Below are 13,668 nucleotides of genomic sequence, written 5' to 3'. Positions count from 1 at the left end.
TTGGGGCGGTATACTCAATAAAGGCAATTGATCGCGCGGGATCCGCTGGCCGGGTCCCGCGCTTGTTTTAGGAGGCACACATGCAAAAGGGAGATGCCATGGATGCGGCGGAGCGCTCGGAGCGCATCCCCGATATCGTCATCATCACCGGAATGTCCGGATCGGGCCGAACGCAGGCCATGCATGTGTTCGAGGACATGGGCTATTTTTGCATCGACAACTTGCCTCCGCGTCTGATCGCCCAGCTTGCCGAACTCGTCGGCATCAATACGGGCGTGGGCAGGCATCTTGCCGTCACCTGCGACCTGCGCAGCCAGGGCTTGTTCGATGAGCTGCTCGATGCCGTTGCCGCGCTCGAGGAGCGCGAGATGAGCTGTGACATCGTGTTTCTCGAGGCCTCTGACGAGGTGCTGATCCGTCGTTATAGCGAAAACCGCCGCCGCCACCCCATTGCCAAGCCGGGGGAGACTACGGCCGATGCGATTCAGCGCGAGCGCCTGCAGCTGCAGGGTGTGCGCGATCGAGCCGATATGATCATCGACACGAGCCGTCTGCGCACCTCTGCCCTGCGCAACAAATTGCGCATGGCGTTCTCCGAGCTGTCCGACCAGCAGCTCATGGACGTTCACGTGTTCTCGTTTGGCTTTAAGCACGGCATGCCCGTCGAGGCGGACATTATGATCGACGTTCGCTTCCTGCCCAATCCGTTCTACGATCCTGAGATGCGCACCATGACCGGTCTCGATAAGAAAGTCTCCGACTTTGTTCTGGACCATCCCAAGACCCAGGAGTTCTGGAAGGCCTGGACGCAACTGCTCGATACGGTCATGCCCGGCTATATCGCGGAGGGCAAGCCACAGCTTTCTATTGCCATCGGCTGCACGGGCGGTCAACACCGCAGCGTTGCCATCGCCGAGGCCACGGCACGTTATTTGGAAGGCGCCCAATATCACGTGAGCATTTCCCATCGCGACCTGTCGCGCGCCAACACGAAAGCATAGGTCTGCATGTCGTTTACCGCCGAGGTGCGTGACGAGCTCGCGCGCTGCGAACCCGAATGTGAATACTGCGATTTGTCGACGCTTGCCGCCCTGACGCGTGTGAGCGGCACACTTTCGCTGGCCGGCTCCGGGCGGTATCGTTTGACGGTCGCGACCGAGACGGGTGCCGTCGCGCGCACGATGATCACGCTGACGCATCGCATCCTTAAGCTCAAAACGGAATTCACCGTTCGTAAATCGGTCTTGCATAAGGTCCGTAACTATCTCATTACCCTGCCCGATCAGCCCGACCTGGACAAGGCTCTGGTGCTGCTGGGCATTCTCGACCGCAGGGGAGGGCTCGTCGCTGGTGTTCCCCGGCACATCGTTGCCCGTCCCTGCTGCAGGCTTGCCTACATCCGCGGCGCGCTCATCGCCGGCGGTTTCGTGGCCGATCCCCGCGGCGACTTTCATTTGGAGATCGCGGTGCAGGGCGAGCAATATGCCAAGGGACTTTGCGATCTATTGGAGCAGATTGGGGTCCATGCGCGCGTTAACGCGCGGCGCGGATCCTTTGCTGTCTACATTAAGAGCGCCGAGGAGATCGAGCAGCTCCTAAAGCTGATTGGTGCCAAGCGCAGCGTTGCCGAGATTGAGGAGGCGCGCGCGGTCAAATTGGTTAAGAACGACGTAAACCGTCGCGTGAATGCCGAACTGGCCAATCAGACCAGAAGTGCGGGTGCCGCCCAGCATCAGCTTGCGTTGATCGATGAGCTCGAACAGCGGGGTTTGCGCGACACGCTTCCGGACGCCCTGGCAGTCTTTTGCGACCTGCGCGAGCGCTATCCCGATCTGTCGCTGCGCGATCTGGGCGAGATGGCTGACCCTCCCTTGTCGAAGTCTGCCCTGTACCATCGCGTTTTGAGGCTTGAAAAGCTCATTGAAGCAAACAAGTAGTTTGAAGTATCGACTTATATACGGATTTAGCTGCTATTTTATTCTTTAAAACGTTTTAACGTAAATTTGATTTTCAATTTCGAGCATTCTCGTGAAATTCAAGTCAAAAAAAAGGTATATTAGGCGAGTGGTTAGTTTGTGGGCCTCAACGGCGGGCGCTGTAGCTCGCGGGGGCCTTACGAAAGGAGACACAATGGCAGTAAAGGTTGCTATTAACGGCTTCGGTCGCATCGGTCGTCTGGCTTTCCGTCAGATGTTCGGTCATGAGGGCTCCGAGATCGTCGCTATCAACGACCTCACCTCTCCCGATATGCTCGCTTACCTGCTGAAGTACGACTCCACGCAGGGCAACTACGCTCGCGATCACGAGGTCGTTGCTGGCGAGGATTCCATCACCGTTGACGGCAAGGAGATCAAGATCTACAAGGAGGCCGACGCCAACAACCTGCCTTGGGGCGACCTCGACGTCGACGTCGTTCTCGAGTGCACCGGCTTCTACACCAGCAAGGCTAAGGCTCAGGCCCACATCAACGCTGGCGCCAAGAAGGTCGTCATCTCCGCTCCGGCCGGCAGCGATCTGCCCACCATCGTGTACAACGTCAACCATGAGACGCTGACCGCTGAGGACAACATCATCTCCGCTGCTTCCTGCACCACCAACTGCCTCGCCCCGATGGCCAAGGGTCTGAACGACTTCGCTCCCATCGTGTCCGGCATCATGACCACCATCCACGCCTTCACCGGCGACCAGATGCCGCTCGACGGCCCGCAGCGCAAGGGCAACTTCCGTCGCTCCCGCGCCTGCTCCGAGAACATCGTCCCGAACACCACGGGCGCTGCCAAGGCCATCGGCCTGGTTCTCCCCGAGCTCAATGGCAAGCTCATCGGTGCCGCCCAGCGCGTCCCGACGCCGACCGGCTCGCTGACCAACCTCTACGCCGTCGTTGATAAGAAGGTCACCGTCGACGAGGTCAACGCTGCCATGAAGGCCTACGCCGAGACCATCCCCGATACCTTCGCCTACAACGAGGACCAGATCGTCTCCCGCGACATCGTCGGCGAGACTCACGGCTCCATCTTCGACGCCACGCAGACCATGGCCTCCGACCTCGGCAACGGCCAGACCCTCGTTCAGGTCACCTCTTGGTACGACAACGAGAACTCCTACACCTCTCAGATGGTCCGCACCATCAAGTACTTCGAGAAGTTCGTTGCTTAATTTAGCTTTTAGCGAATAGCTCGTTGAGCGTCTAAAGAAGGGCGCGGCCTCATAGGGCTTACACCCTAGGGTCGCGCCCTTTTTATAAGAAATCGTCTGCCGTAATGGGAGGCAGACACGTACGAAAGGTAGAAGCAAACATGGCCTTTACCAAGAAGACCGTCCGCGACATCGATGTCGACGGCAAGCGCGTTCTCGTCCGCGTTGACTTCAACGTGCCTATCAAGGATGGCGTCGTTGGCGACACCACCCGTATCAAGGCTGCCCTGCCCACCATCAACTACCTCGTTGAGCACAACGCTCGCGTCATCCTCATGAGCCACCTCGGCCGTCCTGAGGGCACTGGCTTCCAGCCCGAGCTTTCCCTCGAGCCTGTCGCCAAGAAGCTCGCTGAGCTCTCTGGCCTTGACGTTGCTTTTGTTGCCGACACGTATGGCGAGAAGGCTGCCGAGGCTGTCGCCGCTGTCGAGCCGGGCAAGGTCCTCGTTCTCGAGAACGTCCGTTTCGACAAGCGTGAGAAGAAGAACGATCCCGAGATCGCCAAGAAGCTCGCTTCCTATGGTGACGTCTTCGTTCTCGATGCCTTCGGCACTGCTCACCGCGCCCAGGGTTCCGTCGTGGGCCCCGCCGCTTACCTGCCTGCCGTCGCCGGCTTCCTGCTCGAGAAGGAGGTCGACACGCTGACCGGCATCTTCGCCGAGCCCGAGCGCCCCTTCGTCGCTATCGTCGGCGGTTCCAAGGTTTCCTCCAAGATCGGCGTTCTCGATCACCTCATCGACTCCGCTGACACCCTGATCATCGGTGGCGGTATGGCCTACACCTTCTTCTTGGCTCAGGGCCTGTCCGTCGGTCAGTCCCTCAAGGAAGAGGACTGGGTCGAGCGCGCCGGCGAGATGCTCAAGAAGGCCGAGGAGAAGGGCGTCAAGATCCTGCTCCCCATCGACAACCGCGTTGCCGATCACTTTGGCGAGGACGCTGTCCCCGAGGTTGTCGCTTCCGACGCTATCCCCGACGACCGTGAGGGCATGGACATCGGCCCCAAGACCGAGGAGCTCTACGCCGAGGCCGTCAAGGGCGCTAAGACCGTGTTCTGGAACGGCCCCATGGGTGTCTTCGAGTTTGACAACTTCGCTCACGGTACCCAGGCTATCGCCGAGGCTGTCGCCGAGGCCGACTGCACCTCGATCATCGGCGGTGGCGACTCTGTCGCAGCTGTCAACAAGTTTAACCTGGCCGACAAGATGAGCTGGATCTCCACCGGTGGTGGCGCTTCCATGGAGCTCGTCGAGGGTAAGGCCCTGCCCGGAGTGGAGGCGCTTCTCGATGCCTAATCGCACCCTTCTTATCGCTGGTAACTGGAAGATGAACAACGACGTCGCCGAGGCCGCCAAGCTCGCCGACGAGCTGGCTCAGGCTCTGCCCGAGGTTCCGGCTGGCGTCGAGGTGCTCGTCTGCCCTCCGACCATCGACATCACCACGGTTCATGACCGCATTCAGGCTGCCCCCATCGCCCTCGGTGCACAGAACGTGTACTGGGAGGCCAAGGGTGCCTTCACCGGTGAGTCCTCTTGCGACATGCTCAAGTCCGCTGGCTGCACCTACTGCATCATCGGCCACTCCGAGCGTCGTGACTACTTCCACGAGACCGACGAGGACCAGAACAAGAAGGCCAAGGCTCTCGTTGCCGCCGGTCTTGTTCCCGTCTTCTGCTGCGGCGAGTCCCTCGAGGTCCGCGAGGCTGGCACCTATGTCGAGCACGTCGTGAACCAGGTCAAGGCTGGCCTTGCTGGTCTTGAGATCACCTGCCCCAAGCAGGTCGTCGTCGCCTACGAGCCCATCTGGGCCATTGGCACCGGCAAGACCGCTACCGCCGAGGACGCTCAGGAGGTCTGTGGCGCTATCCGTGAGACCCTCAAGGAGATGTTCGGCGAGGAGCTCGCTAACGGCATCCGCGTTCTCTATGGTGGCTCTGCCAAGCCCGGCAACATCGCTGAGCTCGTCGCCAAGCCCGACGTTGACGGCGCCCTCGTGGGCGGCGCTTCGCTCAAGGCTGCCGACTTCGCCTCTATGGTCGTCAAGGCAGGCGAGTAGGACATATGGCACAGCGTCATCTTCCTGCACTTCTGATCATCATGGACGGCTGCGGCCTGGCTCCGGCCGATGGCGAGAACGCCGTCGCCGCTGCCAAGACGCCCTTCCTTGATAGCCTGTACGAGAAGTATCCTCACACCACGCTCGGCGCTTCGGGCGAGGACGTGGGCCTTCCCGACGGTCAGATGGGCAACTCCGAGGTAGGCCACCTCAACATCGGTGCCGGCCGCATCGTGTTCCAGGAGCTTTCGCGCATCAACAATGCCATCAAGGACGGCTCCATTGCCAAGAACGAGGTCTTCGTCAAGGCTATGGACGATGTCAAGGCTGAGGGCAAGACCCTTCACCTCATGGGCCTTATGAGCCCTGGCGGTGTTCATTCTCACATGAACCACGTCGAGGCTCTGGTCAAGATGGCTGCCGAGCACGGTGTCAAGACCGTTCGCGTCCACGCCTTCATGGATGGCCGCGACGTTGACCCGCAGTCCGGTGCCGGTTACATGAGTGAGTTCTGCGCCTTCCTGGCTAAGATCTCCGAGGAGACCGGTTGCGACGCTCGCGTTGCCACCGTCTCGGGCCGTTATTGGGCCATGGACCGCGATAATCGTTGGGAGCGCATCCGGCGCGCCTACGACGTCATGGTCAACGCGTCCGATGCTGATACCGACCCCGTTGCCGGTATCAAGGCCTACTACGAGAAGGATCCGCGCGGCGACGAGTTCGTCGAGCCCTTCGCTGCCCACAACGAGGGCATCCACGAGGGCGACGCGGCTATCTTCTTCAACTTCCGTCCCGACCGCGCTCGTCAGATGACCCGCGTGTTCACGGACAAGGAGTTCGACGGCTTTGAGCGCGAGCAGATCAAGCTTTCGCACTTTGTGACGATGACCGAGTACGATCCGACGTTTGACGTCGAGGTCGCCTTCCCCAAGACGTTCCCCGAGAACGTCCTGGCCGACGTTATCGCCGCCAACGGCCTGAAGCAGCTGCACACCGCCGAGACCGAGAAGTACGCCCACGTGACGTTCTTCCTCAACGGCGGCATCGAGGAGCCCAAGGAGGGCGAGGAGCGCGTGCTCGTCGCTTCCCCCAAGGTCGCTACCTACGATCTGCAGCCTGAGATGAGCGCTCCCGAGGTTACCGAGAAGCTTGTCGCCGCCATCAACGAGGATCGCGCTGATTTCTACATCGTGAACTTCGCAAACTGCGACATGGTTGGTCACACCGGTGTCTTCGACGCCGCCGTTAAGGCCGTCGAGGCTGTTGACGATGCCCTGTCCAAGGTTGTCCCGGCGATTCTCGCCAAGGGCGGCTTTGCGCTGATTACCGCCGACCACGGCAACGCCGATCACATGTTTGACGTTGCTTCTGACGGTTCCAAGCATCCGTTTACGGCTCACACCACCAACCGTGTGCCCTTCATCATCGTTGATGAGAAGGCACAGCTCACCGGTATCGAGGACGGTCGTCTTTCCGATATCGCTCCGACCATGCTCACCATGGCTGGTATTGAGCCTTCCGCCGAGATGACGGGTCGCGTGCTCGCCACCGAGGCCTAAGAGAAAACGCCAAGCGTTTCTTTGAAAAGGGGTTGTCCATATTCGGGCAACCCTTTTTTGGTATTTCTGCCATATCTGCCCCGTCCCCGAGTGGCAGGTAGGGGAGAGCGGGGGATTGTGGTACAGTACTGGAGTTTGAATTGTTCTATTAAGGAGCTTATCTATGGGTCCGTTCCAGATTCTTCTGTTTGTCGTTTGGGCTGTCTCTGCCGTGGCGCTGACGATTCTCGTCCTGATGCATTCCGGTAAGGGCACCGGCGTTTCGGATATGATCGCTAGCTCGCTGTATAACTCCAGCTCTGCCACAGGCGTTATGGAGCAGAACCTCGATCGCCTGACCGTCATCATGGCTGTCGTGTTTGCCGTGTGCGTCGTGTTGTGCATGTTCTTCTTCCCGCAAGGCATCGTGGGCTACTAAACACGAGCCGCATAAAATAATTGAAAAGGGTTCCGCAAGTGCGGGACCCTTTTTGTTTACAAATTTGTAACAGAGTCAAAATATCCCCACATACTTCGCCCAACTAAAGAAATTCTTGACCGTTGACCGGAATTAGCCCCAAATCGTGCATAAAATGCGCTACTGTATTGCGAAACGTTGGTCCGTTGTGCATAACCAGCCATAGCGACGGGCGGCGTTTTGATGGTTCGGATCGGATTGTCTCGACATGTGTCCGACTGAACATTTCTTTGTCCTATCTCATAAGGAGGATGGCATGGCTGATTCTATGTTCCACCAGCCCGTTATGGGTCGTCGCGCCTTCGTTGGCGGTACCCTTGCTGCGAGCTCCATGGCTTTTCTTGCCGCATGCGGCAAGAAGGGTGGCGACGCTTCCGGTTCTGAGTCCGGTTCGACGCTGAACTTCTACATCAACAACCCGGTCTGCATCGACCCCTACAACGTCCAGGAGGACCAGGGCACTCAGGTCGAGTATCAGCTCTTTGACGCTCTGACCTCTTACGACGCCGAGAAGGGCGAGATCGTTCCGCTGGCTTGCGAGTCCTTTGAGTCCAACGACGACGCCACCGAGTTTACCTTCAAGATCAAGAAGGCCAAGTTCCACAACGGTGACGACGTTACCTCCAAGTCCTTCAAGCTCGGTTGGGAGCGTCTGGTCAACACCAAGTCGGCCATCGCTACCGAGTACGGCCCTTCCGAGGTCTCCTATCACCTTTCCATGGTCGAGGGTTATGACGACCTGCTTGCCGGTAACGCTACTGAGCTCAGCGGTGTTACGTGCCCCGACGATGAGACCCTCGTCGTCAAGCTGTCTTCCGCTTACGCTGACTTCCCCTTCGTCGCCTCTCATCCGGCTCTGGCCCCGGTTCCCGAGTGCGCCGAGTCCGATGTCAAGAGCTTCTATCTTGCCCCGGTCGGTAACGGCCCGTTCATGATGGACGGCAAGTGGGAGGATGGCCAGGAGATCAACGTCAAGAAGTTCGACGATTACTATGGCGACAAGGCCAAGATCGATGGCATCCACTTCCAGGTCATCAAGGACATGGAGACCGCTTACAAGGAGTTCCAGGCCGGTAACCTCGATGTCTGCGACGTTCCCGTCGCTCAGATCGATGCCGCCAAGAAGGATCGCGGCGTGTCCAAGGACGGCTACACCATGGGTGACGGCGAGCGCATGCTGCTCGGCGCCGAGCCTTCCACGTACTATCTGACCTGCAACACCACGGCCGAGCCGTTCAACAACGCCGACCTGCGTAGGGGCATCTCCCTGGCCATTAATCGTGAGGCCATCTGCAAGACCATCTTCAAGGGTACCCGTACTCCTGCCGACGGCATTGTTCCTCCGGGCATCGATGGCTACAAGGAGGGCGCATGGGAGTTCTGCGCCTACGATGTCGACAAGGCTAACGAGTACCTCGACAAGGTTGCTCCCGCTGGCGCTAACGGGGATCGTGGCATTAGCGTGACCCTGTCCTACAACCAGGACGGCGGTCACAAGGAGATCATGGAGTCCATCATCGGCGACCTCGCCAAGGTTGGCGTTACCGCTGTCTCCGATACCCCTGAGTGGTCTGCCCTGCTCGAGCAGTATCAGAACTTTAACTATCAGTTCGGTCGTCTGGGTTGGATTGCCGACTACCCGATCATGGACAACTTCCTGTATCCGCTGTTCCACTCCGACTCCCTCGGTGGCGACAACCGCTCCGGTTACAACAACCCCGAGTTCGACGCCAAGGTCGACGAGGCTCGTACTATTGTTGACGACGAGGAACGCGTCGCTAAGATGCAGGAGGCCGACGCAATGGTCGCTGCCGACTGCCCGGTCATCCCGATTATGTTCTACACGCACACCATCGCCGGCTCCGATCGCATCAAGCACCTCTATGTCGATCCGCAGAAGCACGCCGATCTGGGTACCGCTGAGCTCGCCTAAGAGTTTGCAGCTTCCGTGAGGGTCAAGTATTTACGTAGACCTCATGGGAAACATACAGTTCTCCCTAACCTGGGGTAAACTGGCTGATGGTAATTTTGGGATGCCGGTCTGGCGATCGGCATCCCATTTAGGTTAATCCCTAGATAGGGGAGTGGTATGGGTAAGTACATCGTTAAACGTGTGCTTCAGTTCATCCCGGTGTTTTTGGGCGTTACGCTGATTCTGTTCGCCCTCCAGAATATCGTGCCGGGAGATCCGATCAAGCTGATCGGTGGAGACAAGGCTCTGTCCCCCGAGGTGGAGCTTCAGCTTCGCGTCCGCTATCACCTGGTCCAGACGGACGAGGACGGCAACGCGATCCTTGACGAGAACGGCGACCCCGTTCAAACGTCGCTCGTGGACCGTTACTTGTATTACATGAACGGCCTGCTTCATGGCGATCTGGGCAATTCGTATCAGCGCAAGCTGCCGGTTACGGAAATCTTTGCCCAGAAGTATCCGTATACGGTCAAACTTGCCGCGTGCGCCATCGTGCTCGAGGCAATCATGGGTATCGGTGCGGGTATCATTTCGGCGGTAAAGCGTTATTCCTTCTGGGATATTTTGGTAACGCTCACCACGTCGATCCTCGTTGCGGTCCCGGCCTTCTGGCTCGGTATGTTGCTGCAGCTGTTCTTTGGCGTCATCCTCAAGGACGCCACGGGCGGTGCATTCTCCATGCCGATCTCGGGTGCCGGCGGTGCCAGCTCTCAGTATCAGGATTGGATGCACTATGTGCTTCCGACCATTACGCTGGCTTCGGTTTCGACCGCTTATGCTGCCCGCATTATGCGCTCGCAGCTGCTTGACGTCATGAACCAGGATTACATCCGTACGGCAAAAGCCAAGGGTCTCTCCAATCGCGCGATCATCATCAAGCATGCGCTTAAGAATGCACTTATCCCCGTCGTTACCTATATTGGTGTCGACTTTGGCGGCATGCTTTCGGGCGCCATCCTGACCGAGACGGTCTTTAACTGGCCCGGTATCGGCTATGAGGTCTATCGCGCCATTAGCATGCGTGACTGGCCCATCGTTATGGGCGGCGTTACGCTCATCGTCGTCGTCATCATGGTGATCAACCTGCTCGTCGACATTAGCTATGCATTCCTCGACCCGCGCATCCGCCTTGGCGGTCCGTCGGATAAGGCCTAAGGGAGGTACGTCTCATGCAGGAAACTGATTCTCAGTCTCAGGAGCAGGCTACCGCCACCAAGGCCGCATCTGCTCCCGCCAAGTCCCGCACGCTGTGGGGCGACGCTTTTAAGCGTCTTCGTAAGAACAAGCTCGCCGTTATCGGTGTCTGCTGGATCATCATCGTCGTTGTGGTTGCCCTGACCGCAGATCTGTGGGCTAAGCCCTGGCTCGGTTCGCCGACGGCTTCCGACTCGACCACCATGGCCCAGACGTCGCTGATGGCTCCGTGTGCAGAGCACCCGTTTGGCACCGACGCCCTTGGTCGTGACATTCTCGTTCGCGTTATCTACGGTGCACGTGTTTCGCTGTCCGTCGGCATTATGGCCACTGCGATCTCCACGGTGATTGGTCTGGTCATGGGTGCTCTGGCCGGTTTCTACGGCGGCATCTGGGATACGATCATCATGCGCTGTGCGGATATTTTCCTGGCGTTCCCGTACGTGCTTTTCGTTGTCGCCATGATCGCCGTTATCGGCCGTGGTCTTCAGAACGTCTTTTTTGCCATCGGCATTCTCGGCTGGCCTTCGATTGCGCGCGTCTTCCGCTCTGCAATCTTGACGGTCAAGGAAAACGACTATGTTGACGCTGCGCGCGCGATGGGTGCATCTGATGCTCGTATCGTTGTGCGTCACATCTTCCCGAACTCTGTCGCCTCCATCGTGGTCTACGCGACCATGAACATTGGTGGCGCCATTCTGACCGAGTCCGCTCTGTCCTTCCTCGGCATGGGCGTTATTCCGCCTACGCCTTCGTGGGGCTCCATGATTCAGGACGGTCAGCAGTATCTTCTGACTGCTCCCTGGATGATGATCATGCCCGGTCTGGCAATTCTTTCGACGGTGCTCGCCTTCACCCTGCTGGGTGACGGTCTGCGCGACGCCCTCGACGTCAAGATGAAGGACGCATAAGGATGAAGAAGAACAAGAACTATGTGGACCTGAAGGACCAGCCGGTTCCCGAGGGCCAGCATCTGCTCGAGGTCGATGACCTTAAGATGTATTTCCATACCGAGGACGGCGTCGTTCGCGCTGTCGACGGTGTCTCCTACACGCTCGATCGCGGCGAGACCCTGGGCGTCGTCGGTGAGTCCGGCTCCGGTAAGTCCGTGACCGCCATGACCATCATGGGTCTTATCTCGATGCCTCCGGGAAAGATCGAGGGCGGCGACGTTCGCTATCGCGGTCGTTCTATCCTCGAGATGACCGAGGAAGAGATGCAGCACATTCGCGGTAACGATATCGCGATGATCTTCCAGGATCCTATGACCTCCTTGAACCCGGTCTATAAGATCGGCAAGCAGGTGGGCGAGGGCCTTCGTCTGCACCGTGGCTACTCCAAGCAGGAGGCACTCAAGCGCGCCACCGAGCTTTTGGACCTCGTTGGCATTCCCGAGCCCGAGAAGCGCGTCAATGAGTATCCCCACCAGTTCTCTGGCGGTATGCGTCAGCGCGTCATGATCGCTATGGCTCTTGCCTGCGATCCCGATATTCTGATTGCCGACGAGCCCACGACTGCCTTGGACGTTACCATCCAGGCTCAGATTATTGAGCTTATGCAGGAAATGCAGGAGAAGAACGGCAACGCCATCATCATGATCACCCATGACCTGGGCGTCGTTGCTGATATGGCCGACAAGATCATGGTTATGTACGCCGGCCGTCCCGTCGAGTTCGGTACTGCTGAGGAAATCTTCTACGAGAGCCGCCACCCCTACACCTGGGGCCTTATCCGCTCCATCCCGGAGCAGGCCATCGATGAGAAGAAGCCGCTTACGCCGATTCATGGCAACCCGCCTTCGCTCATGAACCTGCCCGAGGGCTGCGTGTTCTCGCCTCGTTGCCCCTATGCGACCGATAAGTGCCGCAAGCAGCGCCCCGAGCGCGTTGTCACCGAGTCTGGTCACTACTCTGCGTGCCACTACTCCGGTGACCCCGAGTTCCTCAAGAACGCTCCTGAGACGTCCCGTACGCGCAAGGATTCCAAGAAGGGAGGCGAGGCGTAAATGGCAGACAATAACGAGCGCACTCCACTGCTGAAGGTCGAGCACCTCTCTAAGGAGTTCCCCGCAGAGTCCGGCATGTTCGCCAAGCGTTTTTCCAAGCGTGTCGTCTCTGCTGTAAATGACATCTCTTTTGAGATTTATCCTGGCGAGACCTTCGGTCTGGTTGGCGAGTCTGGTTGCGGTAAGTCCACGACGGGCCGCACCATCATGCGCTTGACCAAGCCGACGGCTGGTAAGGTGTTCTTCCAGGGTAAAGATGTTGCCGAGATGAGCAAGCATGAGATCAAGGACATGCGTCGCGAGATGCAGTTTATCTTCCAAGATCCTTATGCTTCGCTCAACCCTCGTATGACCATCGGTGAGATCGTCTCCGAGCCCATGACCATTCACGGCGTGGGCACCAAGGAGGAGCGCATTGAGCGCGTCCGCGAGCTTCTCGACGTTGTCGGACTGAACCCCGAGCACATCAACCGTTATCCTCATGAGTTCTCCGGCGGTCAGCGTCAGCGTGTCGGCATCGCCCGCGCGTTCGCTTTGAAGCCCAAGCTGATCATCTGCGACGAGCCGGTTTCCGCTTTGGATGTGTCCATTCAGGCCCAGGTTCTGAACCTGCTCAAGGAACTCCAGGACAAGTTCGGTACCGCGTATCTGTTTATCGCTCACGACCTGTCTGTCGTGCAGCACATTTCCGATCGCGTTGCCGTTATGTATCTGGGTAAGATGGTCGAGGTTTCGGACTGGAAGACGCTCTATAGCGAGCCTCACCATCCGTACACGCAGTCGCTGCTGTCTGCCGTGCCGGTTCCCGATCCTGATATCCAGAAGACGCGCAAGCGCATCATCCTCGCCGGCGATCCGCCGTCACCGTTGGATCCGCCGACCGGTTGCCGTTTCCACACCCGCTGCCCGATTGCGCAGGGTATCTGCTCTGAGAAGCTTCCCGAGTTTAAGGAAGTCGCACCGGGTCACTGCTGCGCCTGCCACTTCGCGGAGCCGTTCCCGATCAAGGAATCGCACATCGACCTGTAGTCGGTTGTTATCGTTCGGGCCCGCCCTGAAGTTATTTTTCAGAACGTCCTCGACATGCAAGAAACCCCCGCTGCGCACTGAACTGCACCCCAAAACTTGGACGGCTTAAATAAGAACTACGCCGCAAGGGACTGTCTCCGGAACTCCTCCGGGGTCAGTCCCTTCAGTTTAACCTGGCGCCTCCTCGTGTTCCAATGGACCACGA

At 58.6% G+C, this 13,668-nt stretch carries 13 protein-coding genes; 12 read left to right on the top strand and 1 reads right to left on the bottom strand.

What is annotated here, in order from left to right; genetic code table 11:
* Positions 1-80: 80 nt before the first annotated feature.
* The 12 genes from rapZ (at position 81) to GDJ93_RS02505 (ending at position 13,463) form a co-directional block, all read left to right on the top strand.
* Positions 81-1,001: an RNase adapter RapZ gene (gene rapZ, locus GDJ93_RS02560; RefSeq protein ID WP_022094878.1), complete on the top strand. Its 921-nt coding sequence runs from the start codon at positions 81-83 to the stop codon at positions 999-1,001.
* Positions 1,002-1,007: 6 nt separating this feature from the next.
* Positions 1,008-1,937 (top strand): DNA-binding protein WhiA, encoded by a 930-nt coding sequence (gene whiA / locus GDJ93_RS02555; RefSeq protein WP_152067646.1) that lies wholly within the window; start codon positions 1,008-1,010, stop codon positions 1,935-1,937.
* Between the two features lie 193 nt (positions 1,938-2,130).
* Positions 2,131-3,156, top strand: coding sequence for a type I glyceraldehyde-3-phosphate dehydrogenase (gene gap, locus GDJ93_RS02550; RefSeq protein WP_152067645.1), 1,026 nt, complete (start codon positions 2,131-2,133; stop codon positions 3,154-3,156).
* Positions 3,157-3,296: 140 nt separating this feature from the next.
* A complete protein-coding gene (locus GDJ93_RS02545; RefSeq protein WP_006236149.1) occupies positions 3,297-4,487 on the top strand; it encodes a phosphoglycerate kinase in 1,191 nt (396 codons plus the stop codon).
* Complete coding sequence (gene tpiA / locus GDJ93_RS02540) at positions 4,480-5,247, top strand: triose-phosphate isomerase (protein ID WP_022094882.1); 768 nt, start codon at positions 4,480-4,482, stop codon at positions 5,245-5,247. The genes GDJ93_RS02545 and tpiA overlap by 8 nt, the downstream gene beginning before the upstream one ends.
* Positions 5,248-5,252: 5 nt before the next feature.
* Entirely contained in the window at positions 5,253-6,806 is a 1,554-nt protein-coding gene (gpmI, locus tag GDJ93_RS02535; RefSeq protein WP_152067644.1) for a 2,3-bisphosphoglycerate-independent phosphoglycerate mutase, read from the top strand.
* Between the two features lie 163 nt (positions 6,807-6,969).
* On the top strand, positions 6,970-7,224 hold the full coding sequence (gene secG / locus GDJ93_RS02530; protein ID WP_006236144.1) for a preprotein translocase subunit SecG: 255 nt from the start codon (positions 6,970-6,972) through the stop codon (positions 7,222-7,224).
* A 295-nt stretch (positions 7,225-7,519) separates the two neighbouring features.
* Positions 7,520-9,196 carry a peptide ABC transporter substrate-binding protein gene (locus GDJ93_RS02525; protein WP_225093366.1) on the top strand — a complete coding sequence of 559 codons (1,677 nt, stop codon included), beginning with the start codon at positions 7,520-7,522 and terminating at the stop codon, positions 9,194-9,196.
* Positions 9,197-9,352: 156 nt separating this feature from the next.
* Entirely contained in the window at positions 9,353-10,390 is a 1,038-nt protein-coding gene (locus GDJ93_RS02520) for an ABC transporter permease (RefSeq protein ID WP_152067642.1), read from the top strand.
* Between the two features lie 14 nt (positions 10,391-10,404).
* On the top strand, positions 10,405-11,340 hold the full coding sequence (locus GDJ93_RS02515; RefSeq protein ID WP_152067641.1) for an ABC transporter permease: 936 nt from the start codon (positions 10,405-10,407) through the stop codon (positions 11,338-11,340).
* 2 nt (positions 11,341-11,342) lie between these two features.
* Positions 11,343-12,434, top strand: coding sequence for an ABC transporter ATP-binding protein (locus GDJ93_RS02510; protein WP_117564867.1), 1,092 nt, complete (start codon positions 11,343-11,345; stop codon positions 12,432-12,434).
* Positions 12,435-13,463, top strand: coding sequence for an ABC transporter ATP-binding protein (locus GDJ93_RS02505; RefSeq protein ID WP_006236139.1), 1,029 nt, complete (start codon positions 12,435-12,437; stop codon positions 13,461-13,463).
* A 116-nt stretch (positions 13,464-13,579) separates the two neighbouring features.
* Here GDJ93_RS02505 and GDJ93_RS02500 read toward each other — a convergent pair whose 3' ends face one another.
* The gene (locus GDJ93_RS02500; RefSeq protein ID WP_226812388.1) at positions 13,580-13,666 is read right to left on the bottom strand and encodes an IS3 family transposase; all 87 of its coding nucleotides are present in this window, start codon (positions 13,664-13,666) and stop codon (positions 13,580-13,582) included.
* Between the last annotated feature and the right edge of the window lie 2 nt (positions 13,667-13,668).

Source organism: Collinsella aerofaciens (assembly GCF_902501475.1).
Lineage (GTDB): Bacteria > Actinomycetota > Coriobacteriia > Coriobacteriales > Coriobacteriaceae > Collinsella > Collinsella aerofaciens_AL.
Note: the sequence above shows the minus strand (reverse complement) of the source record. Positions and strands in the feature narration are given on the sequence as shown.

Coding starts and splice junctions, on each gene's coding strand:
- rapZ (WP_022094878.1), top strand. CDS start 81: ATGCAAAAGGGAGATGCCATGGATGCGGCGGAGCGCTCGGAGCGCATC.
- whiA (WP_152067646.1), top strand. CDS start 1,008: ATGTCGTTTACCGCCGAGGTGCGTGACGAGCTCGCGCGCTGCGAACCC.
- gap (WP_152067645.1), top strand. CDS start 2,131: ATGGCAGTAAAGGTTGCTATTAACGGCTTCGGTCGCATCGGTCGTCTG.
- GDJ93_RS02545 (WP_006236149.1), top strand. CDS start 3,297: ATGGCCTTTACCAAGAAGACCGTCCGCGACATCGATGTCGACGGCAAG.
- tpiA (WP_022094882.1), top strand. CDS start 4,480: ATGCCTAATCGCACCCTTCTTATCGCTGGTAACTGGAAGATGAACAAC.
- gpmI (WP_152067644.1), top strand. CDS start 5,253: ATGGCACAGCGTCATCTTCCTGCACTTCTGATCATCATGGACGGCTGC.
- secG (WP_006236144.1), top strand. CDS start 6,970: ATGGGTCCGTTCCAGATTCTTCTGTTTGTCGTTTGGGCTGTCTCTGCC.
- GDJ93_RS02525 (WP_225093366.1), top strand. CDS start 7,520: ATGGCTGATTCTATGTTCCACCAGCCCGTTATGGGTCGTCGCGCCTTC.
- GDJ93_RS02520 (WP_152067642.1), top strand. CDS start 9,353: ATGGGTAAGTACATCGTTAAACGTGTGCTTCAGTTCATCCCGGTGTTT.
- GDJ93_RS02515 (WP_152067641.1), top strand. CDS start 10,405: ATGCAGGAAACTGATTCTCAGTCTCAGGAGCAGGCTACCGCCACCAAG.
- GDJ93_RS02510 (WP_117564867.1), top strand. CDS start 11,343: ATGAAGAAGAACAAGAACTATGTGGACCTGAAGGACCAGCCGGTTCCC.
- GDJ93_RS02505 (WP_006236139.1), top strand. CDS start 12,435: ATGGCAGACAATAACGAGCGCACTCCACTGCTGAAGGTCGAGCACCTC.